The following is a 22,737-nucleotide window of genomic DNA, read 5'->3' on the forward strand; positions in this document are numbered from 1 at the left end:
TATTGAAAAAATTCGGTAAACTATAATATAATTTGATTGTACCAAGCTTGATATATGCTTGTTCAAAGGTTGACTGTTTTTGATGTTAATTTTTTTAAAGGGAGGTTTGAAATTTGATAACAGTTCAAATTGAAGGTCAGCCGAATCAGGTTAAACCATTTCTAGATGACCTGCAACGACATCCAACGATTGAATTGTTGCACCATGAAGTCAAGAACAAAGGAATGACGGGGCAAGTAGATGTACAGGTGACATGTTACGTCAAACATTTGCCGAAGCATCGGCTGAAAGTAGTTCAGCTAGTCACAGAAGAGGGCGCAGAAATCCACATTCCATTCTTGGATCTGGTCAACGTGGAGATTGAGGAGGGGAAAAAAGTATTTGCTGGTAGGGTTTTTGATGTATTCGCATAAAAAAAGAGCCACCTAATGAATGGCTCAAAAAAATCAAATCGGTGATTCTATTATAACACTCAAAAAGTAAATCAGAAAAGGCTTGTTCCTTCATAATTGGATTGGAGTGGAGTATCCAAGAGGGAGGAAATGAGTTTGAAGCAACGTGAGTTAACAACCATAAAGAAAGAAGATATGGTAGGAAAAGTCGTATATGTTTTAGCAAAACTCGGCTATTCTCGACCTGAGATATCAAAAGTAACCAAAGAACTTCGCAATGTATTAAATCTAAAGTGTACGGGCCGCATTTTCGATGAGAACTTAATCACTGGAAGAGTAGATAGAAAAAATTTACTGCCAACGATCTCTGACCATGGAAATGACAAAATCGACGGCTAATTTGGTGGCTTGAAATAGGACTGGATGCATACACTCTTCATTTTCATTTTTTACAACTAGATTGCGAATGAGTCCACAATCATTGGATCTAGGAGTGAGAAAAAATGCTAAGGCTGCGAGTCGAAGGACCGGCAAATCAGGTAAATGCCTTTATGAGGGATTTTGCTAACCATCCTCAATTCGATGTGAAGGCTTCATCAAGCCCTAATCAAAACGATTATTTCGAGAGTGATGTGATCAGCTCGTTTTGTCACTTTGTATACCATCCTTTAAACGAGATCAACCAGCCGATTTCTGTAACGTTTGTAACACCCGACGGTAGGGATCTCAATTTTGCACTATTACGAGGAAAGGTCATACGAATGGGCGATGTGGTTTTTATTATGGGAAAAGCGAATGCGGGGCTTTTAAAAAGCAACAGATTTGGCAAGAGGTAAATGACTACCCGGATAAAGTGTACGGATTTATGCAGGAGGAGAACATGGATGTAGAGATTTGTCATGTTTTGCTTACTATTAGAAGGGCGTGTTTTCAGCAGATTGTATCAGGAATTAAGAAATATGAGTTTCGTCGTAGGTATGTCAATCAACCATCTATCGCATTTATTTACGTCCCAACTCCTGTACAAGCGATCAGAAGCGTTATCCAATTTGGACAGCCCATTGTTGATTCTGTAAAGGGGATTGCAGATATTGCAGAAGCCAGTCAAAAAGGAGCAGGAGAACAAGTAGAAAAATACTTTGCTGGACTTGATAGGGGATATGCAATCCCAGTCATGCACGTTAAGGAATTAAAACCAATCACTATCTACGAAATTAAAAGAAGGTTCCCAGTATTCACACCACCTCAATCCTACCTCAAACTTGAAAATAAACCGGATATTCTTCGTTACTTAGTAATGAAAGCTACATACATCCATCAAGTAGAATTTTTAATCCCAAACGAAGTTTTTAAGAATGAAGAGAGTGAAATAATAGCCAGGGAAAAGAGCTTCTAAAAGAATATGGTTAAGTTTTATCCTTTGATAAAGGTTTTTTCAGAATAAAATGGAAGATTATAAACTGTTTCAGGTATCCGTTTTCTAAAAACCTAATTAGGAGGCCATTATGAGATGAACAGGCTTGATGAGGCTTTTCAATCTGTAGAACGTGACTCGTTTGTACTGAGAGAAGATGGAAGTGCTGTAATGCAAAGCACAGCCAGTCAAACGATCAAAGAAGCTCTGGAACTGTTAAACATACAAGAGGGTAATCGAGTATTGGAAATTGGTACAGGTTCAGGATTTAGTGGGGCACTTCTCTCGTATTTAGTGGGGTCAAATGGGCTTGTCGTATCACTTGATATTGAGCCAGAAATGACTAATCGTGCAAGGAAATTATTTAAGCAAAAAAGTATCACCAATGTTCGTTTTGGAACAAGAGATGGCAGACTAGGTGACGAAAAAAACGCCCCATATGATCGAATTGTTACTTGGGCAACTGCTGACCATCTGCCTTTATCTTGGCTTAATCAGCTTCAAGACCAAGGAATTTTAGTCGCTCCTTTTCTTTGTGGAGGGGTTGCAAACAGTATGTATGTTTGCCAAATGAAAAAAGAAGGCGATAAGTTAATCGGACAAAAAGTTATTTCAGGTGGGTATATTCTGATGAACGAAACACCTGAATATGAGTCATATGGTCATGAACTAGCGGCAGATGTGAAAGATATGGATGGTTCCGAAGCACGTGCTTGGGCAAGTTCACAATGGTTGCGAAGCGAACCTGTAGAAAAACGGGAAAAGTTTTTAAAATCATTGGCAAGCCAACCCCCTGAGAAATCCAATTTCGAGTTAGATGAAAAACTGAATGATTTTAAAGCCTATCTGGTTTCTCAACAAAAAGAAGGTCTAACAACTGCCTTCCTTGTTAAAGAGCGTTCTTTGCTAGGATACAGTGATCAGAATGAGTTTGCTTTACTATCGAACTCTAAACCTCTAATGATCGCAAACGGAGAACGTGCCAAATCAATTCTTCAAACATGGTATGAAGAATGGTTAGAGTTAGGACAAGTTGGAGTTGAATCAATGATTCCTTTCATGCAACAAAGTGATGATACATGGGTCGTGCGCTTAACTTTGCGAAGTAATGATCTCAGGTAAACCTCAAATGAAGGGAGGTGGTTAAAATTCATTTAGTCAAAGAAGAAAACAAAAAGACCTATGAAAAACCCACCATCTTAAAAGCAGGGTCATTTGTTGAAGAGACATTGGGAAACCGTGAAACCAACATCGCAGACCTTAAAGAATATTACAACTAATCATTGGAGTGATTGAAAGGAGGTGACATAATGGAGAACAACGAAAAAACTTACGAGAAACCTACTATCCACAAGGCTGGTTCGGTTGTAGAGAAAACATTGGGAGACGAAGAAAGAGATACGGCAGATTTGAAAGAATACTACTATTGATGTTGTAGAAGGGGTGCTTGCTTTATGTAATTCTTTAGCACCCCTTTTATTTTAGGAGAGAGGATTAATGAGGTTTATTTATGGTTGTTTCCCGAGACAGCTAAACAATTTTTCGATTCCAGTTCCACTTGATACTAGTCAAGTATGGGAAAATACTCCTCTATATTATTCGAACCATTGGACAAAGGAAGAATTACAGGTATTTGAATCTCCACAACTCCAAGCATTTATTGTGGGAACAAATATAACCACAAAGGAAGAACAAGAATCCATCTTTATGGAATATCAAGAAACAGGAAATATTGCCGTTTTTAATAGATGGAAAGGTAATGATCAAATATTTCTGTATCATAATAATTCTCTGCTATTGATTCCTGACTTGTTGGGATTATACCCAATATATTTTATACACTTACCAGAATATACAGTTTTTTCTTCTCGCCAAACCATTCTTTCTTGTCTTTTTAATAAACAAGTTGACATGAATCAATTACTGATTTCGTTGCTCTGTTCTTCGATAACTGAATTTAAACTTCGTAAATCTATTTTTCAAAACATCCAATCCATTCCACCTTGTCAAGCTTTGTTACTTACTAAATCAAAAAATGAGTACAAAATGGTTTGGCGTGATGATTCAACTATGCCTTTAGTTGAAGGTGCTGCAAATTTTCGAAATGCTTTATTAGATACAGTGCAGCGAAGAGTTGAAAAGAAGAGCCATGTGAGCCTAGATATTAGTGGAGGATTAGATTCTACGCCATTAGCTATTTTAGCATCTAAAAACCCTCATTTAATGCGATCTGGCATAACTTATCAAAGTGAATCTGAACATGAATGGGAAGATGGAGCTATTGCGAAAGAAATATGTGAGACTTATGGTATTGATTCCACTTTTGTCTCAACAGATGAAGCTCCTAGCCCATACGAAAAATTAGCTCAAGCTCCATTAACGGATGAGCCTATTCCGTTTCTCCATATGTACGCAAAAATACTTTATGGGTTAAAAATTATGAAATCAAAAGGTTCCGAACTGCACTTAACGGGTGATTCAGGTGACAACGTTCTCAATGCGAATGGCCATTATATAGTGGATTTGTTGAATTTGAAATCACTCAATCAATTTACTCAACACCTTTATGCACGATCACGCTTGAGAAACCATTCTCCTTTTAAAATGTTAAAAGAGGCAGTTACATTGCGTTTTCAAGATTATCCTCATTGGGTTAAAAAACAAGCAAAAAGTATTCTGCGTCCAATTTCAACACATCCGATTATTAGTGGATGGTCAGGAAATATAGGGCGTTTTTCGTGGATTTCGCAAGAACAAAAGGCTACTATTGCAAAACAGTTGGAGGAATGGGCGCAAAAAGCAATACCCTATTCAAAGGTGAGAAGCATTCATTCGGATTTGGTTCATTTGCATTGGAATGCACGTCTTGCAAGATCATTGAGCCAGCTAGGGGATTCTATTAATTTGCGAGTTCAGTTTCCGTATTTAGATACACTAATTGTAAGGACATGTTTGCACATTCGAGCAGAGGAACGAGCGAACCCCTATGAGTTTAAACCACTTATGAAACGGGCGTTTCAGAAAGAATTGCCCCAAAGTTTGCTCCAACGAAATACAAAAGGGGATTATACATTTGATTTATACAAGGGAGTTCAAAAGCAATTTAGTCAGCTAAAAGAATTACTGTTAGATATGGAGTTAGTTCAATTCGGGATTATTGAAAAGGATACTTGGATGGATATTTGTAAAAGATTTGAAATGGGGGTTTCTATTCCCCTTTGGGAATTCAATTTAACCCTCGCTTATGAGTGTTGGCTTCGTAGTATCAAAAAGAGTGATTTATTGTGGGAGGAGGTCATTTTCGATGAAAATTGCATCCCATGTAAACTTTACAGAAATTGATAATCAGCTAGTTATTATGGACACAAAAAAAAATGAATATTACGTTATCAATGAGACAGGAAAGATCATTTTACTTGCACTTAATGAAGGGAAAACAATTGATGAAGGATTAAAAAGGCTAAAAAATGAATTCAATCAGGCAGAGAATATAGAAAAAGATGTAAAAAACTTTATAGATGAATTGATAAAAGAAAAGCTCTTGGAGGAATCCTAATGGGCAAAAATATGATGTTCAATGAACCAACAAGTACAATCAGTTTAAACAAGCCCATAAAAACATTATTTTGTCTATTAATTTCATGGACAATAGTTCGATGCTTATCAATGGAAAATATACAGATACTTTTAAAGTATATGAAAAAACAAAAATATCTATCTCCCATGACTTTTGATGAAGCAATGATCGTGTATCAAAGTATACATCAAATGAAGCGTTGGGCTTGGGTACGTCTTGCTTGCTTGGAAACATCTCTTGCATTACTCATGTACGCTTATTTTGAGGGGAAATCTGTAGACTTCTGTGTTGGAGTGAAATTATACCCATTTGAATCCCATGCGTGGGTAGAGGTTAATGGTTTACCTGTTCAAGAAGATGAGTCTACTGAAAAGTATAAAAAAATAATGATGATATAAGAGAAAAAGATTATTGTGAGCCACTATATTTTCATTTCTTCAAGGGAGATTACGAAATCAAAGACAGAACCATAAGAAATTATTGCATCTATTTGATCAATGTTTTAATATCTGAAGCATTTACGGGCAAGTCCGAATGGTTTAAGTTAGCCCCCGTCTTGGGGGTTTTATTTTTATGGATCGCAAGATTTTTATATGAGATAAGGGGCGATTTTTAATGGATTTTAAAGGGGTTTAGAATCGTGTATTTATAGTTGGTTTTTAAAGGGATTAACGATATGAAATAATTGAGCAAATGCTGCATGATCGCAGGGCAGTTTGGGAAACATAGGAAATCATAGTGGCAGAGTTATCACTTTATTGGAGGGGCATCATGGCTAAAATCATTTCGGTTGGCACGGCAGTACCACCATATGAGATTGAGCAAGAGGAAGTGCGCAACTTTGCCAAAGAGTTATTTGAAGAGTCATATGAAAATATTGATCGCATGTTAACCATTTTTGAGAATACGTCCATTCAAAAGAGAAGATTTAGCAGACCCCGGGAATGGTTTGAAACGGAACGGTCTTTTTCGGAGCGGAATCAGGCTTATATCGAAACGGCTTGCCAACTGGGGGAAGAAGCTATTTTAACCTGTTTAAACGGTACCGGTTTAAAACCGCATGATATTGACCACATCTTTTTCATATCCACTACGGGGATGGCCACTCCCAGTATTGACGCCTACCTGATCAATCGTCTCGAAATGGATATTCACATAAAAAGAACACCGATCTGGGGGCTGGGCTGTGCCGGCGGAGTAGCCGGACTGGCGAGAGCTTATGAGTATGCACGGGCTTTTCCTGAGAGCCGTGTTTTGCTGTTGGCTCTGGAGTGTTGCGGGCTTACGTTCAGGCGGAATGACATGTCAAAAAGCAACCTGGTTGCCACCTCCTTATTTGGGGACGGCGCGGCAGCCGTATTAGTTGCCGGAGAAGAAGCACACATTCCTCATCCTGTTGAAGGGCCGGAGATTGTGGATACGATGAGTACCGTGTGGCCCCACTCCCTGGATGTGATGGGGTGGGAGATCAACGATGACGGACTAAAGGTTATTTTTTCCAAAAATATTCCCGCCATCGTGCGCAATCAGATCAAGCCGGTAGTTGATCAATTTTTGGAGCGGCGGCAATTGGACCTCAGCCGGGTGGAGCACTATATTACCCATCCCGGAGGCATCAAAGTGGTCCAGGCTTATCAGGAAACGCTTGGAGTGCCTGTGGACAAGTTTAAACATGCCTACTCAGTCCTTAAAAGCTTTGGCAATATGTCATCTGCCACGGTGCTGTTCGTGCTGGAAAGAGAATTGTTGGAAAGCCATACATATGGAAGTTACGGGTTGATGGCCGCTCTTGGCCCCGGATTTAGTTCGGAGATGCTCTTGCTGCGCTGGGGATCAGAGGCTTCCGGGAGATTGCCTTCCCGGCGGCAGCATCTTAAAAAGCAAATAAAATGGTTGCAAGGCGGGACTCATGTATGACGGGATGGATGGTTGCATTGTGGCTGGGCGTCATTGCACAACGGCTTTTTGAACTGCAACTGGCCGACAAAAATGCGCGCTGGATGAAAAAACAGGGCGGTTATGAAGCGGGGCGGGAACATTACCTTTTGATCGTCGTTTTACATGTGCTGTTTTTTGCGGGGATTTGGCTGGAAAAATGGGGATTGAATGCCGCTTATCCGGGCTGGTGGCCCATACCGCTTCTCTTATTCCTTCTGGCACAAAGCCTTCGGATCTGGTGTATTCGCTCCCTGGGGCGATATTGGAACACCCGGATTTGGATTGTACCCGGACATTCGTTACAAGTGCGCGGACCGTATAAGTACTTGCGCCATCCGAACTATGGAGTCGTCATGTTGGAAATGCTCCTGTTTCCATTGATTTTTGGAGCCTATTATACAGCGGTTATCGGATCGATTTTAAATGCGCTGTTATTGTTGTTTGTCCGCATCCCCGCCGAGGAACGGGCGTTGATGGAAGCGATGAATTATAATGAAGAAATGGGGGAGAAGAGAAGGTTTTTCCCCTCATTAGAACGGCTTTGAAGAGAAGTCTCCCTTTTGTTCACAAAATAATTCCGGAATCCTGCTTAGAATCCCGGGTTTATGCATCGTGAAAACAATGGATCAGTCTTAGCCGGCTTTTACTTCTGTTTCTTTTTGCTCATCCCAGCACTCTATGTTTTTTAACCCCGGGATACTGTTTGCATAGAAGACAGGATCTTTGCCTTCGCTCCGTTGATGGTTGTAATCCTTAAGAGCGGCAAAAGCAATTTTTCCGAGCAAAGCGATGGCAATAAGGTTGATGATGGCCATAAGTCCCATAAATAGATCAGCCATATTCCAGACCATTTGCACCTGGGTCACAGACCCCCAGATGACCATAGCCAGCACGGCAATCCGGTAGATGAAAAGCCATGCTTTGCTGGTTTTAATAAATTCAATGTTGGTTTCTCCGTAATAATAGTTACCAACCAGTGACGTAAAGGCGAACAGCAGGATGGCAATGGTCAGGAAATGCTCAGCCCAAACTCCTACTTCCATGTTGAGTGCCTGTTGGGCGATCTCAATGCCTTCTAATCCTTCTACTGAATATGCTCCGGAAATCAGAACAATAAAAGCAGTGGAGGAGCAGATGATAAGGGTATCTACAAACACACCCAGAGATTGGATCAGCCCCTGTTTCACCGGGTGGCTGACCGATGCGGTTGCAGATGCGTTTGGTGCGCTGCCCATACCCGCTTCATTGGAGAAAAGACCGCGCTTGATTCCTTGCATCATCGCCGCGCCGATTCCTCCGCCGACGACTTGTTGCAGGCCAAATGCACCACTGAAAATGTTTTTAATTAAGGTGGGAAGTGCGGGGATATTTGTAACTAGCACATAAAATGCCAGAAGAATATAGGCAGTTGCCATAATCGGGACAATAATTTCCGTAACTTTGGCTACCCGTTTGACTCCGCCAAAGATAACCATCCCCAGAGCAACGGTGAGGATCACTCCCAGAGTCATCCGGTCCAGGCCATATGTGGATTTAAAGGCGACCGTAATGGTATTTGCCTGTACGGAGTTAAATACCAAACCAAAACAAAGTGTGATAAGAATAGCAAATAAAACACCCATCCAGCGTTGGCCCAGCGCTTTTTCCATATAGTAGGCAGGGCCGCCTCTAAATGTGCTTCCATCTTTAATCTTATAGATCTGAGCCAGGGTTGCTTCAACAAAAGCAGAGGCGCTGCCAATCAAAGCGATCAGCCACATCCAGAAAACAGCACCGGGTCCTCCGAGCGCAATCGCAATGGCCACACCGGTAATGTTTCCCGTACCTACACGGGCCGCGGTACTGATACAAAAGGCCTGGAAAGAAGAAATCCCTTTGGATCGGGATGTTCCTTCGCCCAATAAGCGGAACATCTCTCCCAGACTTCTAAATTGCACAAATTTCGACCGGAATGTAAAATAAACTCCAACGCAAATCAGCATAGCGATAAGTATGTATGTCCACAAAATATCGTTGATTTCCGTCACGTATTTTCCTAAGATTTCTACCACTTGATCACTCCTGTTCACGATATAGTCACATTTTATATTTATAACATATAGATATATTTTCGTCACTATATGAAATTTACCAATATCACAGACTTGTAAATGAATCTCTATATTTTATGGGTGATTAAAAGATTTGATCATGTGGAAGGAAGTTTGATTCAGGGGTACAACCATTGTGAAAAATGAGGTATAACAACAATGAAGGGGAATATGCTCTCCCTATGTGTTGCTTTTAAGATTCTTTGATATAGAGTAAGTACCAGAATTGACCAAGTGGAAGGATATTCACCCATTCAATTAAATCTCGTTATAAAAATAAATGGGCATTATTAAAAAGGTCATACAGCTGCCAAATATATATGCTGACATGTCAACGTCGGGTTTGGTGTTTCTTCCTTACAATCGGGTGGGGTGGTGAGCCTGTGAATAATGTGATTGTGATTTTTCTGGCATCTGTCCTAGTTGCCTTTGCGTACAATATGTTTTTGTTGCCGCATAATATATTAAGCAGCGGGGTTTCGGGGATTGCCATGATGATTGGTCTTAAAACTCCCCTGAATACTGGGGTGGTCAATCTTGTATTAAATTTGCCCCTTTTTATTATCGGGTTTATGAAGTTAGGGAAAAGGTTTATGATTAATACCCTCTTTTCGGTGGCTGTTACTTCGGTCGCTTTGATCCTGATTCCGATCAGCCCGATCTCCAAGGACCCCATTCTGTCATCTGTATTTGGGGGTGTTCTGGCCGGAATTGCCGGGGGCCTGATTTTTCGCTTCTCCGCTTCGGCTGGCGGATTTGATATTATCGGATTGTTATTGACTCGAAAAAAAGAGTTTCCGCTGGGAAATTTGCTATTTATGATGAATTCGGCGGTTATTTTTGTTTCCGGTTTTCTTTTTAGCTGGGATGCGGCCCTTTATACGATGCTGTCCATGTTTGCTACCGGAAAAGTAATTGATACCATACATACAAGACATTTGAAGGTTACACTGATGATTGTGACCAGCCAGGGCGATGAAATTAAAAATGCTTTATTCTCCAAACTAGTTCGGGGGATTACAGTTGTTGACGGGGAAGGAGCCTACACAAAAGAAAAACGAAAAGTTCTTTTTACCACCATCTCCCGCTATGAGCTGGCGGAAGTAAAGAGGTTGATTAAAGAGGCAGATCCCAAAGCCTTTGTGAATATCACGGAAACGATTGAAGTGCTGGGATATTTCCGGCGTGAATAAAAACCCTCCGTCTTTCAAAAAGCAGAAAACCGTTCAGGTTGGGATTTATTCAGTGTTTTTTTCATTTTCATCATCCTTTGGTTCCCATTGTGAAAATTCCCTCTTTTTGGCCCGCTGGTAAATATCGTGAGGGTTACGGTGTTTTGTGGCCATCCGGAATCCGACGGCCAAGAAGTAAACCGTGTTTTCCCCGGGGACGTAGCGATAAAGAAGCCGCATGTTGGGACGCTTTTTTTTATGGGGTCGCGGGGCGGAGAAAAATTTTTTTTTGCGGTAGGCCTGTAAGGGCGGGTGTTTAAGCGCAGCTGCTTTGTAAGGGTTACGGAGTACCTGTTCAATTGCCTGATCAATCTGAATGAGGCATTCATTAAATTTCCTTTTCCCTAACTTTTGCGCTAAAAAATCGAGGTCGTCGGTAAACATCGGGTGATAAACCTCTTGAATCATAAAGGGCTCCCTTTTTCCTTCAATGATTGTTTGAAAAAATCAAGCCTGGACAGATGGGGAGGCTTTTCAATCCATTCACTGCCGGAAATCCGTACCCGTTCTTTCAACTCTTCAGCCAGATTCATGTCCTCACAGAGATTTTCCAATTCCTCCAAACGGTCAACCATTTGCTCATAGGTTTTAATGTCGAGAATGACGGCGCGAAGCTCATTATTGTGGACAAGCCCCAGTTTGTGAACAGCGCTTAACAACTCATCAAATAACTTTTTTTTGCTAATCTCTTTCAGCTCGCTGGAAGAGATTAATTCTTCCCGGAAAAATGCTTTTGACATAGCCGGAAATCATCTCCTGTCTGATGGAGTTTCACCTACTATTATCATAAGCGTTTTGGTAAAGATTAGGAAGGATTTCAGGCAGTTTTTTTACCCGGAATTTTGCGGCTAAATAAACAGGCGCACAGCAATGCATGATCCCATTGCTGTGCGCCGAAGATTTCACAGGAGAAGAATGGATCACAGGCGTCTTTGTGCATACTTTGCCAGCACAGGATGGTTCTCTTTTAGCTCCCTGTACAGCTGTTCAAATGTTTCCCGTATATCCCACTGTGCCTCCGGGGAAGTACGCAGGTTGATCAGATGGTACAATTCCCACAGGCTTGCTGTAGCTGTTACCTGGCGGTGGTGGGCATTGGTGATACAGTAGGGAGCGAGAAGCGGGTTCCATGCTTCCATTTCCTGGTAAATTTGTTCTGCCTCAGACATAAAGGTTTGGAACAGTTCTGTCAAACCGGCTTCCTTTACATGAGGCGGGATGGTGTACCCCAGCCGGGTGGTCGGCTGTCCATAGCTGAAATGAGTGCGCCGGTTGTGTCGCAGCAGTTGATGCCAGTTGGCCTCCGAGATTTTCATCTCCATCTGGTAGGTAAGGTGTTGCAATTCGTCTGTTGGGTTATCAAAGAAGCGCAACCGGGAAAGAGCCAGATCCGCGATCTGTTCATGTTCCGCCAAAGATAGATGGCGGGAGGCTTCCTCTGCTTTTTCATAGGAGAGGGAGCACTGGCTGAGCAGTAACCGGGCTGTCAACATTTCCAGTGCTTCCCGATAGCCCGGCATACGTGTAAAGCGGGCACGGGGACCTGTTACCGGATAGGGAGTTGCCTGAACCGAATCCCATCTCAACTGTAAATGCTCCCTCGTTTGAATAAGATAGTCATTTGGTTTTACATATTTGAGTAACGTGGGGATCACCCGGCTGATTTCCCGTTCCATCTCTCGTGCGAGCCGGTGGCATTCTTCATAGCGGCTGGAAAGAAGTTGTACCAGAGTATCGCGTAAGGCCCGTCCATTTCCGGTCATCCCCAGATTGGTCAGCGTACTTAGAGTGAGTACATAACGAGCGTCTTCAAAAGCAATTTTCTCCACCCGCAATTGGAAGGCACGGTCAGATTCATGTTCTGTTTGGGACAGGGATTTTAACAGAAATTTTTTTAATCCCGACATCAGTTGTTCGTAGACATCATACGCTTTTTCATGAAGAGTGAGGTATTTGGCTTTCATCTCCGGTTGTCGGTCCAGCCCGGCGGGTATGTAAAATTCCCCTCGTCTGGGTCTCTGGTAGCGCTGGCTGTACTCAGTAAAACTGTTAAATGAATTGGCCAGCTCCAATTCAGCCGAGGCCAGCCGGCTGATTTTTTCAATCCCGATATGAGCGACGGCATGTTCGGCTACGCTGCTGTGGCCGTAACCGACGACCCACTTTTCGTGAAAGCGGGAAGCTTTCTCTGAATAAGCGGTAGCCATCCCTCCACTCTGCTCATTCACTGCCAGTTCATCATCTGCGAGCAGTTTGGCCAGGTTTTCGCGAAACCCGGCCGGACTGCGGCTGACATATGCAAAAATGACGGCGATCACTTCTTCCGGCAGATTGTAGATGGTATATACATTTTGGTCGAGATTTGACACATACCGGGTCAAATCCACGTTTGGTTCCGTTCTCAACATCAATCCCCCCATTCATTCTATTGTAACAGATTCCCTTTTTGCTTTTATATCCACTTTGGCAGCATTTTCGGCAAATGGACAAACCTGTCGGCATACATTTGGGACGAGGAGGGAAAGCCCCATGCCATTTCGCCGAAAACGGATTGTTCGCAGGTCCCGCTCTTTTCGAGTCCCCAAAAGAGGCAGTCTCTTTTTTTTAGCGCTGGTGATCTTCATGGGATTTATGATTCAAATCCTGTGGATGATTGAAAGCAACCTTCATCCCATATTACTGGTGATCGCCAAGTCAAAGGTGAAAAACATTGCCCAGGAAGCGGTGACCAAAGGGATTCATGATCTGGAACGCTCTCTGGGAGATGAATTGAAGCAGACGATGACGGTCCAGAAAGACCCTGAGGGGCGGATTACATTTGTACAAATTGATTCAAAGGTTCAGGCACAAATTTATAGACATATTTCCAGCCGCCTGACACAAGAGTTTAAACATCTGGAGGACCACCCGGTTGAGGTGCCGCTGGGACAAATACTGGAGAGCAATATATTTGCGCACTCCGGGCCTGATATCCCGATTCAATTGTGGCCAAAAGGAGCTGCCAAAGTTTCTATTATCCCCAAAATGGAGTCACATGGGATTAATACGGTAATGGTAGCTTTAACAGTCCGGATTCACAACGAAATGGGCCTGGTTGTTCCTTTTACTGAGAAAACTTTTTCGATTGATTATGAATATCCGGTTGCCTATGCCGTAGTGGTGGGTGAAGTGCCGGAATACTACTTTTATAATGATCAGGGTGATATTAAAAAAGGGCAGGTCCAAACTTTGATGCCCCCGCCTCCTGTACCGGCCTCGCCGCCAACGAAGAAATAAAGCTGATGAATGCATGCATTTTCCAAGATGGTTGAAAGGACTTTTATAAAATAAATAGAATATAGTAGAATGGAATTATTGTTCCTTATTATAAAATAATTAAATTATGTTAACTCTTACCTATTTCAACCCACCGAAGCACGAGGTGATCTGTTTGACACAACCTGTGTTGGAAATTTCGCAACTAAAGCTGCATTTTTTTACGGACAAAGGGGTTGTAAAGGCGGTAGACGGGGTAGATCTCACAGTTAAGGAAGGAGAGATCGTCGGACTTGTAGGAGAGTCCGGCTGTGGCAAAAGTGTCACTTCTCTTTCTGTTATGGGGTTGGTCCCACAACCACCGGGAAAAATTGTAGCCGGCTCGATCCGTTTTCAAGGAAAAGATCTTACCCATTGGAAAGCCCGTCAAATGCGAAGCATACGTGGGAATGAAATGGCGATGATCTTTCAGGAACCAATGACTTCTCTCAATCCTCTGTTTACGATTGGAAATCAGTTGATCGAAGCGATTCGCACTCATCGTAAGTGTTCCAAGAAAGAAGCAATATCCATGGCGTTGCAGATGTTGGAAAAAGTGGGGATCAAACGTCCCGGTATTTTGAACGATTATCCGCATCAGTTGTCCGGCGGGATGAGGCAGCGGGTGATGATTGCCATGGCAATGGTATTAAATCCCCGCCTTTTGATTGCCGATGAGCCGACAACAGCGTTGGATGTGACGATTCAAGCGCAGATTTTGGACTTGATGAAATCGTTGAACAAAGAGTTTGGTACCGCTATTCTGCTTATCACACATGATTTGGGAGTGGTGGCGGAGATGTGTGACCGGGTGGTCGTCATGTATGCCGGCCAAGTGGTGGAAGAGACCGACCGGCACCGCTTGTACCGCGATCCCAAACATCCGTACACGCAGGGACTTCTCAAATCCATCCCCAAGCTGGATGACCAGAAAGAGCGCCTGTACTCCATCCGCGGACAAGTTCCCAACCCGCTCCAAATGCCACAGGGATGCCGGTTTGCACCACGCTGTGAATATGCGATGGAGATTTGCCGCCGGAAAGAACCACAGCTTCTCCCTGTAGAAAAAGAACATCTCAGCCGGTGCTGGCTGCATCAGGAGGAGAGTGAGAAGCAACCATGAGCCAGACGACACCTTTATTGGAAGTACGCAATCTGAAAAAATCATTTCCCATCCGCGGCGGAATTTTTGGCAGAAAATTGGGGGAAATCAAAGCAGTCGATGATGTCAGTTTTACGGTAAAAAATGGAGAAACACTGGGTATTGTCGGCGAAAGCGGGTGTGGGAAATCAACGACCGGCAGGACGATTCTCCGCTTATATGAGCCGACCGGAGGAGAGGTGAAATTTGAAGGGAGATCACTTCTCCGGCTGGGAACCGAAGAAATGCGGCAGGCGAGAAGAGAGCTGCAGATGATATTTCAAGATCCCTTTGCTTCGCTCAATCCGCGGCAGAAAGTGGCGGACATTCTTGAAGAACCGTTGATCGTTCACAAGATGGGAGATGACCGGGAGCGCAAGGAACAGGTACAGGAATTACTCCGGGTTGTCGGGCTGGACAAGATGCATGCCGGCCGGTATCCGCATCAGTTCAGCGGAGGGCAGCGCCAGCGGATCGGCATCGCACGTGCCCTTTCAACCAAACCCAAGTTGATTGTAGCAGATGAGCCTGTTTCTGCCCTGGATGTCTCCATCCAATCCCAGGTATTGAATCTGATGGCAGACCTCCAGGAGCAGTTTGAATTGGCCTACCTGTTTATTGCCCACGATCTCAGTGTGGTCAAGCATATCAGCGACCGCGTTGGAGTGATGTATCTCGGGCAGATGGTGGAACTTGCAGACCGTGAAGATCTTTACCGCAATCCTCTTCATCCTTATACCCAGGCTCTGATGTCTGCTGTCCCGATCCCCGATCCCGAGGTGAAAAAAGAGCGGATCATCCTGGGAGGAGATGTGCCGAGCCCGTCCAATCCTCCGAAAGGGTGTGCTTTTCATCCGCGCTGTCCACATGTGATGGAAATCTGTAAAGAAGTGAGGCCCGCCTTTGAAGATCAAGGCGGCGGGCATTTCGTCGCCTGCCACTTGATGAACAAAGCGGAAGTGTAATCCCATAGATGTTTAAGGGGGTGATGGGTCAAAGAGTCAAAGAAGTCTCATAAATCCAAACCGATCCATTTCAAGGGGGTAGACAGATGAAAAAGAAAGTCTGGATCATCACACTGGCACTGCTATTTGTCTTATCATCTATTTTAGCCGGTTGTTCAGGAAACAAGCCTTCAAGTGCCAAATCCAAAACATTGATCTTTGGCCGCGGGGCAGATTCCAAGTTGCTGGACCCGGCTCAAGTGACTGATGGCGAATCTTTGCATGTAACGGAACAGATCTTTGAAACCCTGGTCAAGTATGATAAAAAAACCACTGAGGTTCAGCCGCATCTGGCGGAAAGCTGGGAGACCAGCCCGGATGGACTGGTATGGACTTTTAAGCTGAAGCAGGGGGTTAAATTCCACGACGGCACGCCTTTTAATGCAGAGGCAGTCGTTTATAACTTTAACCGCTGGATGGACAAAAGCCACCCTGAACATAAAGGCGGCGAATTCCCTTACTATGGCTACATGTTTGGCGGCTACAAAGGTGACAAGGGTCACGTCATTAAAAGTGTAACCGCTGTAGACGAGCATACTGTGAAATTTGAGCTTAATTTTCCGCAGGGTCCTTTCTTGAGCAATCTGGCAATGCCGCCATTTGCAATCGCCTCACCGGCAGCTGTGAAAAAAGGCCCGGACCAGTTTGCGCAAAAACCCGAAGGGGGAGGAACGGGGCCGTTTAAATTTGTAGAATGGAAGAAAAATGACTCCATCACGCTGGAGAAAAACAAAGAATACTGGGAAAAAGGGCTGCCCAAGCTGGATAAAGTCATCTTCAGGTCAATCCCGGATAATGCTGCCCGCTTTACCGCTCTGCAATCCGGGGACATTGATATGATGGATGGGTTAAATCCCAACGATGTTCAGTTAATCAAAGGCAATAACAAATTAAAATTGTACGAACAGCCTGGTATGAACGTGGCTTATCTTGCCTTTAATACCCAGAAAAAACCGTTCGACAATCCTAAAGTGCGCCAGGCCTTAAACCATGCAACAAACAAAGAAGGCATTATTAAGAGTTTCTACGCGGGTATGGCCGTACCGGCAGTCAACCCGATGCCCGATATCATGTGGGGATATAACAAAAATATCAAAGATTATGAGTATAACCTGGAAAAAGCAAAACAATTACTGGCGGAAGCCGGTTATCCCAACGGTTTTGAAGTGGAATTTTATGCGATGACGGAACCGCGCCCGTATATGCCGGATGGTAAGAAAGTAGCCGAGTATATGGCTGAGGATTTCGCGAAAATCGGTGTGAAAACAAAAATTGTTACCTATGACTGGCAAACGTACTTAGACCGGACGGGTAAAGGGGAGCATTCAATGGCCCTGATGGGGTGGAACGGAGATAACGGTGACCCTGATAACTTCCTCTATGTCCTGTTGGATAAAGATAATACCCGGACACCGGATGCCGGGAATATTGCTTTCTATAAGAGTGACGAGCTGCATGATGTCTTAATTAAGGCACAACGCGCGACCAAGCAAGAGGAGCGCACACAGCTGTATATGAAAGCTCAGGAAATTATCAAGCGGGATGCTCCATGGGTTCCATTGGTTCACGCCACGGCACCGCTGGCTTCCAAAGCGGAGGTTACCGGGTTTGTTCCCCATCCCACCTCAAACGTTGATTTGCGTGAGGTAGATATAAAATAGTTGAACAATTAAAAAGGTGGCATTGCAAGATGCAAGCAATGCCACTTTCTACATATGGATTCCATGGGTGGTGAAATCAAACATGCTCGCTTATACAATCCGAAGAATTCTGATGCTGATCCCGGTGTTGATCGGGATGTCCATCATTACATTTGCAATTGTCCATGCCATCCCAGGGGACCCTGCCAAAACCATTGTCGGGGATAAAGCAACTCCTGAACAGATTGCTGAAGTAAGGGAGAGTTTAGGTCTTAATAAGCCCGCCTATATCCAGTACTTTCATTACCTCGGTGACTTGTTGCAAGGAGATCTTGGTACATCCCTGACCAGGAAAGTGCCTATTTCAGAGGAAATCGGCCCCTTTTTGGCGGCGACGACGGAATTGGCTGTAGCCAGTTTGCTGATTGCGATCTTTTTCGGAGTGAATCTGGGGATTCTGTCGGCCTGGCGGCAAAACTCCTGGCTTGATTATAGCGCGATGTTAATCGCTCTGATCGGTGTGTCGATGCCGGTTTTCTGGCTCGGTTTGATGGAACAGTGGCTTTTTGCCCAGAATTTGGGATGGCTGCCGTCCAACGGGCGGGTGGATGCCCGGATGGGATTTGAAGGAATCACGGACTTTTATGTCATTGATGCCTTAATAACGGGAGATTTTGTATTTCTTACCGATGTGCTGACTCATCTGATTCTGCCAGCTGTGGCTTTAGGAACGATTCCGATGGCAATCATTGCCCGTATGACCCGCTCCAGCATGTTGGAAGTGATGAGATCGGATTATATCCGCACGGCCAGGGCAAAGGGGCTGTCAGAGTTCTGGGTGGTTTATAAACACACCTTAAAAAATGCCTGTATCCCCGTATTAACCGTTGCCGGTTTACAGCTGGGACTTCTTCTGGGGGGAGCAGTACTGACAGAAACGATCTTTAGCTGGCCGGGTGTTGGAAGGTATATTTATGATGCGATCAATGCCCGGGATTATCCGGTGATCCAGTCGGGAATTTTGATATTGGCCACCATCTTTGTTGTCATTAACTTAATCGTCGATCTGTTGTATGCCTGGATCGACCCGAGAATTCAATACGGGAAGGAGTGATTCTCCATGTCATCTGAATCAAATATCGCTTCCATACCACCTGATCTTTCGTCCGGGCAATCGCCGGCACCTGACCACTCCTCCGGCTATGAAACACCTGTGAAGGACTTTATGCGTACCTTTTTTCGCCATAAATCAGCACTTATTGGAAGTATTGTGGTCCTCTTTTTTATCCTTATGGCGATTTTCGCTCCGTTTATCGCTCCGTATGAATATACCGAACGCAGCGAAGACCGTTTGCAGCCTCCTTCAGCAGAGCATTGGTTTGGCACGGATGAAATGGGAAGAGATCTGTTCACCCGTGTTGTCTATGGTTCCCGCATTTCCCTGTGGGTTGGCTTTTTTGCCGTTTCCGGTTCCATTATCGTCGGCAGTTTTTTGGGATTGATTGCCGGTTTCTATGGTGGCGCAAGAGATACGATCATTTCGCGCTTATTTGATATCCTGCTCGCATTTCCGGGAATCCTGCTGGCCATTGCGATTGTAGCCATGCTGGGTCCGGGATTGAATAATGCCCTGATCGCAATTGCAATCATTAATATTCCTACCTTTGGGAGATTGATGCGCTCCCGGGTGTTTAGTGTCAAAGCAGAAGACTTTGTTTTAGCTGCCCGGGCGATCGGAATGAAAAACAGCCGAATTTTGTGGAAGCATATTTTTCCCAACTGTTGGGCCCCGATCATGGTACAGGGAACTCTCGGCTTTGCCACTGCAGTCATTGAAGCGGCTGCTCTCGGCTTTCTCGGATTGGGAGCACAACCGCCGGAGCCGGAGTGGGGAACGATGCTTTCCGATGCGAGACAATTTATCCAGCTCGCCCCCTGGACGATGATTTTTCCCGGCTTGGCGATGATGTTGACAGTGTTGGGCTTTAACTTGCTCGGAGACGGTCTGCGTGATATTTTTGATCCCCGGATGAAACAATAGAGGAGATATGGAAAAGTCAGAGTTCAGAAACAAGCAGACTGAACTCTGCTTTTTTTACTTAACAATATAAATCCATGTCAAATATGGACAAGTTAAACATGATTCGACATCCATTTGGTAAAATAAAAAAGAAAATGTGACTATTCTCGACTTGGGGAGGACCGCCCATGGCAAATGCACACGAGATTGATTACAAGATATATGGCGATGATATGCAGTTCGTAGAGATTGAGCTGGACCCGCAAGAAAGCGTGATCGCTGAGGCGGGCAGTTTGATGATGATGGAAGACGGCATTCAGATGGAGACAATCTTCGGGGATGGGAGCGACTCGGGCAAAGGCTTAATGGGCAAATTGTTTGGGGCCGGAAAACGGCTCCTCACAGGTGAAAGTTTATTTATGACCGTCTTTACTCACATGGGTCAAGGAAAGAAACATGTTTCCTTTGCTGCTCCCTACCCGGGAAAAATTATTCCGCTCAACCTGGCTGAACTGGGTGGAAAAGTTATTTGCCAAAAAGACGCTTTCCTGTGTGCGGCCAAAGGAGTATCGGTGGGAGTGGAGTTTCAACGCAAGCTGGGAACCGGATTCTTCGGCGGTGAAGGTTTTATCATGCAGAAATTAGAAGGAGACGGTTTAGGTTTTGTTCATGCCGGGGGTACCATCTTTGAAAAAGAACTGCAGCCGGGAGAACTGATCCGGATCGACACAGGATGTTTAGTAGCAATGACACAGCATGTAGATTATAACATCGAATTTGTGGGCGGAGTCAAAACAGCTTTGTTTGGAGGGGAAGGTTTATTCTTTGCCACATTGAGAGGGCCGGGAAAAGTATGGGTGCAATCCTTGCCATTCAGCAGGCTCGCCAGCCGCGTCTTTGCCGCTGCACCGCAAGGAGGGGGAAGCAGCAAGGGGGAGGGCAGTATTTTAGGAGGGCTTGGTGACTTGTTTGAGGATTAAATGCCCATAACAATCGCTTCCCGGAAAATATACCTTCCGAGGATTGTTAAAACAAAAGCAAGCACGTGACAAAGGAAGATCTGTCTCGTGCTGCTTTTTGATTGGAAAGGAAATTTCAAAAAGTGGGGAAGCAGATTTTAGCTGTGAAAGTACTCTTTCCAGCGTTCATCGACGATCTTTTTGATGGAAGGCTCTGTCTCCAGTTCATCAGGATAACCTGGCTTCATCCGCGCATCTACCACAATGGGGAAGCGGTAACTGGGATGATGGCGAATCAGTTCGGTACGGGCGTAGATGTCGTATGCCGGGTCGAAGCGCGTAAAAACTGTCCAGAGGAAGGGAGTTTGTCCAGCCGCTGCATCGATGTTGTCCACAAGGAAGATAAAGGGCCATTCTGCCAGGGAATCTCCGTAGTGGTCCAGCAGATGGTCCGCCATTTCAGGCCGGCTCTCAAATGATTCCGTTTCCAGGACAAGCGCTCCCCTGCAGTAAATAGCCGCCTGACGAACACCGGTCATCTGAGGTCCGGTAAATTGGACGGGAAGCTGGCGTTTGGGCTCCCCTGTGCCGACAAGAACCGCTTTGCTGCCGTGGTTAAGCCGCCGCCCGGTGTAATCCAGTGTATCCATCGAGGTATGGCCAAACACAAATAAATCGGTTGCCGGGTCAAAACGTTCCATCACCGTTTCCAATAACTGTGGAAAGTTATCAAGAGGCAGGGATTGATCTGTCACGATTAAAAATTTAGTGAGTGTCAACTGGCCTTCACCAAGAATGCGAAAGGCATTTGCCAGCGCTTCCCGTTTATAGCTTTCCCTCACCACAGCGGCAGCCAGGGGATGAAAACCTGTTTCGGCATAGGTCCACAAGTCGCGCACACCGGGCATGGCCATCGGGAATGCCGGAGACAGGAGGCGCTGCAAAAACTCACCGAGATAATAATCTTCCTGTTTCGGCTTGCCCACCACGGTTGCCGGATAAATCGCATCTTTGCGATGATAAACCTCCCGGACACGGAAAACAGGGAATTCATGGGCCAAAGAGTAGTAGCCATAATGGTCGCCAAATGGCCCCTCAAGGCGGCGTTCATGGGCGGGGACGATCCCGGATAAAATAAATTCCGCTTCGGCGATATAGGGATAACTGCCATCAGCGGGGCGAACAACCGGGAGCTTTTGTCCGAGAATCAATGATGTGAGCATAAGCTCCGGCAAAAATTCCGGAACGGGTGCAATCGCAGAAGCGATCAAAGCGGGGGGACCGCCCAGATGAACCCTTACCGGCAAGGACTTGTTGCGAATTTCCGCCTCATGATGATGGAAACCGCCACCTTTGTGAATTTGCCAGTGCATTCCCGTCGTCTGTTTATCAAAGATTTGCATACGATACATGCCCACATTGTGCTGTCCTGTTTCCGGATGCTGTGTATAGACGAGGGGGAGAGTGATAAACGGCCCGCCGTCTTCCTGCCAGGATGTGATCACCGGCAGTTTTGTCAGGTCTGTTTCTGTTTGTTTGCACTCCAGGGATGGTGCCTGTGATGCGGGAACATTTTTTAAGCCCACTTTGAGAAGGTCGGCGATCCATTTTCGTTCTGTCCAAAGGGCTTTCGGAGTGGGCGGCATCAACTTGTGCGCCATTTCGACCGTTTGTTTCATCAATTGCTCCGGACGCGGCCCAAAAGCGAGATCCACTCGTCTTGATGTGCCAAACAGATTTGTAACGACGGGAAATGTACTGCCCTTCACATTGGTAAACAGCAGTGCAGGTCCCTCTTCGGCGATGACACGGCGGTGAATTTCAGCCAGTTCCAAATAAGGATCTACGGAGGCATCAATTTCAATGATGTCATTTTCTTTTCTTAATTGGTCAATAAAGGTGCGCAGATTGGTATGCAAGAATCATCTCTCCCGGTTTGCATTCTAATGCTTATTATAGCGGAACCGGAGTGCGAGTGGGATTGCTTCACAGTTCTGTGACAATGAATCTTAAGCTCACAACTTTTTTCACTGTAC

General features: G+C 44.7%; 25 protein-coding genes. 20 read left to right on the plus strand and 5 right to left on the minus strand.

Going from position 1 to position 22,737, the window contains the following annotated elements; translation table 11 throughout:
* Window positions 1-113 precede the first annotated feature (113 nt).
* The 12 genes from I8U27_RS05930 to I8U27_RS05985 all read left to right on the plus strand — a co-directional run bounded on the left by I8U27_RS05930 (window position 114) and on the right by I8U27_RS05985 (window position 7,866).
* Window positions 114-413, plus strand: coding sequence for a hypothetical protein (locus I8U27_RS05930; RefSeq protein WP_181750908.1), 300 nt, complete (start codon window positions 114-116; stop codon window positions 411-413).
* Between the two features lie 135 nt (window positions 414-548).
* On the plus strand, window positions 549-791 hold the full coding sequence (locus I8U27_RS05935) for a hypothetical protein (protein ID WP_181750909.1): 243 nt from the start codon (window positions 549-551) through the stop codon (window positions 789-791).
* A gap of 104 nt (window positions 792-895) precedes the next feature.
* Complete coding sequence (locus I8U27_RS05940) at window positions 896-1,228, plus strand: hypothetical protein (protein WP_181750910.1); 333 nt, start codon at window positions 896-898, stop codon at window positions 1,226-1,228.
* Window positions 1,229-1,272: 44 nt separating this feature from the next.
* The gene (locus I8U27_RS05945) at window positions 1,273-1,788 is read left to right on the plus strand and encodes a hypothetical protein (RefSeq protein WP_181750911.1); all 516 of its coding nucleotides are present in this window, start codon (window positions 1,273-1,275) and stop codon (window positions 1,786-1,788) included.
* A gap of 114 nt (window positions 1,789-1,902) precedes the next feature.
* Entirely contained in the window at window positions 1,903-2,928 is a 1,026-nt protein-coding gene (locus I8U27_RS05950; RefSeq protein WP_181750912.1) for a protein-L-isoaspartate O-methyltransferase family protein, read from the plus strand.
* A gap of 17 nt (window positions 2,929-2,945) precedes the next feature.
* Entirely contained in the window at window positions 2,946-3,086 is a 141-nt protein-coding gene (locus tag I8U27_RS20535) for a keywimysin-related RiPP (RefSeq protein WP_181750913.1), read from the plus strand.
* Window positions 3,087-3,116: 30 nt separating this feature from the next.
* On the plus strand, window positions 3,117-3,236 hold the full coding sequence (locus I8U27_RS05960; RefSeq protein WP_181750914.1) for a lasso RiPP family leader peptide-containing protein: 120 nt from the start codon (window positions 3,117-3,119) through the stop codon (window positions 3,234-3,236).
* Between the two features lie 67 nt (window positions 3,237-3,303).
* Window positions 3,304-5,148, plus strand: a complete 1,845-nt coding sequence (locus I8U27_RS05965) for an asparagine synthase (RefSeq protein ID WP_181750915.1) — start codon at window positions 3,304-3,306, stop codon at window positions 5,146-5,148.
* Complete coding sequence (locus I8U27_RS05970) at window positions 5,111-5,362, plus strand: PqqD family protein (RefSeq protein WP_181750916.1); 252 nt, start codon at window positions 5,111-5,113, stop codon at window positions 5,360-5,362. The genes I8U27_RS05965 and I8U27_RS05970 overlap by 38 nt, the downstream gene beginning before the upstream one ends.
* Window positions 5,362-5,781 carry a lasso peptide biosynthesis B2 protein gene (locus tag I8U27_RS05975; protein WP_181750917.1) on the plus strand — a complete coding sequence of 140 codons (420 nt, stop codon included), beginning with the start codon at window positions 5,362-5,364 and terminating at the stop codon, window positions 5,779-5,781. Before I8U27_RS05970 ends, I8U27_RS05975 begins: the two co-directional genes overlap by 1 nt.
* Window positions 5,782-6,154: 373 nt before the next feature.
* A complete protein-coding gene (locus tag I8U27_RS05980) occupies window positions 6,155-7,300 on the plus strand; it encodes a type III polyketide synthase (RefSeq protein ID WP_181750918.1) in 1,146 nt (381 codons plus the stop codon).
* A complete protein-coding gene (locus tag I8U27_RS05985) occupies window positions 7,297-7,866 on the plus strand; it encodes an isoprenylcysteine carboxyl methyltransferase family protein (RefSeq protein WP_181750919.1) in 570 nt (189 codons plus the stop codon). The genes I8U27_RS05980 and I8U27_RS05985 overlap by 4 nt, the downstream gene beginning before the upstream one ends.
* A gap of 87 nt (window positions 7,867-7,953) precedes the next feature.
* Here the strand turns inward: I8U27_RS05985 and I8U27_RS05990 are convergent, their stop codons facing one another.
* The gene (locus I8U27_RS05990) at window positions 7,954-9,372 is read right to left on the minus strand and encodes an alanine/glycine:cation symporter family protein (protein WP_181750920.1); all 1,419 of its coding nucleotides are present in this window, start codon (window positions 9,370-9,372) and stop codon (window positions 7,954-7,956) included.
* A 422-nt stretch (window positions 9,373-9,794) separates the two neighbouring features.
* Here I8U27_RS05990 and I8U27_RS05995 point away from each other — a divergent pair, with 422 nt between their 5' ends.
* A complete protein-coding gene (locus tag I8U27_RS05995) occupies window positions 9,795-10,604 on the plus strand; it encodes a YitT family protein (RefSeq protein ID WP_309506099.1) in 810 nt (269 codons plus the stop codon).
* Between the two features lie 45 nt (window positions 10,605-10,649).
* On the opposite strand, the gene I8U27_RS06000 is transcribed toward I8U27_RS05995, so the two are convergent.
* From I8U27_RS06000 to I8U27_RS06010, 3 genes are all read right to left on the minus strand, one after another.
* On the minus strand, window positions 10,650-11,051 hold the full coding sequence (locus tag I8U27_RS06000) for a hypothetical protein (RefSeq protein ID WP_181750922.1): 402 nt from the start codon (window positions 11,049-11,051) through the stop codon (window positions 10,650-10,652).
* Window positions 11,048-11,383, minus strand: coding sequence for a hypothetical protein (locus I8U27_RS06005; protein WP_181750923.1), 336 nt, complete (start codon window positions 11,381-11,383; stop codon window positions 11,048-11,050). The genes I8U27_RS06000 and I8U27_RS06005 overlap by 4 nt, the downstream gene beginning before the upstream one ends.
* A gap of 180 nt (window positions 11,384-11,563) precedes the next feature.
* Entirely contained in the window at window positions 11,564-13,048 is a 1,485-nt protein-coding gene (locus tag I8U27_RS06010; RefSeq protein ID WP_181750924.1) for an FAD-dependent thymidylate synthase, read from the minus strand.
* Between the two features lie 124 nt (window positions 13,049-13,172).
* Here I8U27_RS06010 and yunB point away from each other — a divergent pair, with 124 nt between their 5' ends.
* From yunB to I8U27_RS06045, 7 genes are all read left to right on the plus strand, one after another.
* Window positions 13,173-13,919, plus strand: a complete 747-nt coding sequence (gene yunB, locus I8U27_RS06015; protein WP_181750925.1) for a sporulation protein YunB — start codon at window positions 13,173-13,175, stop codon at window positions 13,917-13,919.
* A gap of 154 nt (window positions 13,920-14,073) precedes the next feature.
* Window positions 14,074-15,060, plus strand: coding sequence for an ABC transporter ATP-binding protein (locus I8U27_RS06020; protein ID WP_269751004.1), 987 nt, complete (start codon window positions 14,074-14,076; stop codon window positions 15,058-15,060).
* On the plus strand, window positions 15,057-16,043 hold the full coding sequence (locus I8U27_RS06025) for an ABC transporter ATP-binding protein (protein ID WP_181750927.1): 987 nt from the start codon (window positions 15,057-15,059) through the stop codon (window positions 16,041-16,043). Before I8U27_RS06020 ends, I8U27_RS06025 begins: the two co-directional genes overlap by 4 nt.
* Before the next feature lie 86 nt (window positions 16,044-16,129).
* Complete coding sequence (locus I8U27_RS06030; protein ID WP_181750928.1) at window positions 16,130-17,743, plus strand: ABC transporter substrate-binding protein; 1,614 nt, start codon at window positions 16,130-16,132, stop codon at window positions 17,741-17,743.
* A gap of 82 nt (window positions 17,744-17,825) precedes the next feature.
* Window positions 17,826-18,836 (plus strand): ABC transporter permease, encoded by a 1,011-nt coding sequence (locus I8U27_RS06035; protein WP_181751034.1) that lies wholly within the window; start codon window positions 17,826-17,828, stop codon window positions 18,834-18,836.
* Between the two features lie 6 nt (window positions 18,837-18,842).
* Window positions 18,843-19,763, plus strand: a complete 921-nt coding sequence (locus I8U27_RS06040; RefSeq protein ID WP_181750929.1) for an ABC transporter permease — start codon at window positions 18,843-18,845, stop codon at window positions 19,761-19,763.
* 167 nt (window positions 19,764-19,930) lie between these two features.
* Entirely contained in the window at window positions 19,931-20,722 is a 792-nt protein-coding gene (locus tag I8U27_RS06045) for a TIGR00266 family protein (RefSeq protein ID WP_181750930.1), read from the plus strand.
* A gap of 137 nt (window positions 20,723-20,859) precedes the next feature.
* Here I8U27_RS06045 and I8U27_RS06050 read toward each other — a convergent pair whose 3' ends face one another.
* Complete coding sequence (locus I8U27_RS06050) at window positions 20,860-22,620, minus strand: UbiD family decarboxylase (protein WP_181750931.1); 1,761 nt, start codon at window positions 22,618-22,620, stop codon at window positions 20,860-20,862.
* Window positions 22,621-22,737: the final 117 nt, after the last annotated feature.

Origin of the sequence: Paenactinomyces guangxiensis (assembly GCF_016055185.1) — a bacterium.
Lineage (GTDB): Bacteria > Bacillota > Bacilli > Thermoactinomycetales > Thermoactinomycetaceae > Paenactinomyces > Paenactinomyces guangxiensis.

What these genes read in the sequence shown, in the direction of transcription:
- I8U27_RS05940 (WP_181750910.1), top strand. Translation starts at nt 896, where the DNA reads ATGCTAAGGCTGCGAGTCGAAGGACCGGCAAATCAGGTAAATGCCTTT.
- I8U27_RS05945 (WP_181750911.1), top strand. Translation starts at nt 1,273, where the DNA reads ATGGATGTAGAGATTTGTCATGTTTTGCTTACTATTAGAAGGGCGTGT.
- I8U27_RS05950 (WP_181750912.1), top strand. Translation starts at nt 1,903, where the DNA reads ATGAACAGGCTTGATGAGGCTTTTCAATCTGTAGAACGTGACTCGTTT.
- I8U27_RS05960 (WP_181750914.1), top strand. Translation starts at nt 3,117, where the DNA reads ATGGAGAACAACGAAAAAACTTACGAGAAACCTACTATCCACAAGGCT.
- I8U27_RS05965 (WP_181750915.1), top strand. Translation starts at nt 3,304, where the DNA reads ATGAGGTTTATTTATGGTTGTTTCCCGAGACAGCTAAACAATTTTTCG.
- I8U27_RS05970 (WP_181750916.1), top strand. Translation starts at nt 5,111, where the DNA reads ATGAAAATTGCATCCCATGTAAACTTTACAGAAATTGATAATCAGCTA.
- I8U27_RS05975 (WP_181750917.1), top strand. Translation starts at nt 5,362, where the DNA reads ATGGGCAAAAATATGATGTTCAATGAACCAACAAGTACAATCAGTTTA.
- I8U27_RS05980 (WP_181750918.1), top strand. Translation starts at nt 6,155, where the DNA reads ATGGCTAAAATCATTTCGGTTGGCACGGCAGTACCACCATATGAGATT.
- I8U27_RS05985 (WP_181750919.1), top strand. Translation starts at nt 7,297, where the DNA reads ATGACGGGATGGATGGTTGCATTGTGGCTGGGCGTCATTGCACAACGG.
- I8U27_RS06000 (WP_181750922.1), bottom strand. Translation starts at nt 11,051, where the DNA reads ATGATTCAAGAGGTTTATCACCCGATGTTTACCGACGACCTCGATTTT.
- I8U27_RS06005 (WP_181750923.1), bottom strand. Translation starts at nt 11,383, where the DNA reads ATGTCAAAAGCATTTTTCCGGGAAGAATTAATCTCTTCCAGCGAGCTG.
- yunB (WP_181750925.1), top strand. Translation starts at nt 13,173, where the DNA reads ATGCCATTTCGCCGAAAACGGATTGTTCGCAGGTCCCGCTCTTTTCGA.
- I8U27_RS06025 (WP_181750927.1), top strand. Translation starts at nt 15,057, where the DNA reads ATGAGCCAGACGACACCTTTATTGGAAGTACGCAATCTGAAAAAATCA.
- I8U27_RS06030 (WP_181750928.1), top strand. Translation starts at nt 16,130, where the DNA reads ATGAAAAAGAAAGTCTGGATCATCACACTGGCACTGCTATTTGTCTTA.
- I8U27_RS06035 (WP_181751034.1), top strand. Translation starts at nt 17,826, where the DNA reads ATGCTCGCTTATACAATCCGAAGAATTCTGATGCTGATCCCGGTGTTG.
- I8U27_RS06040 (WP_181750929.1), top strand. Translation starts at nt 18,843, where the DNA reads ATGTCATCTGAATCAAATATCGCTTCCATACCACCTGATCTTTCGTCC.
- I8U27_RS06045 (WP_181750930.1), top strand. Translation starts at nt 19,931, where the DNA reads ATGGCAAATGCACACGAGATTGATTACAAGATATATGGCGATGATATG.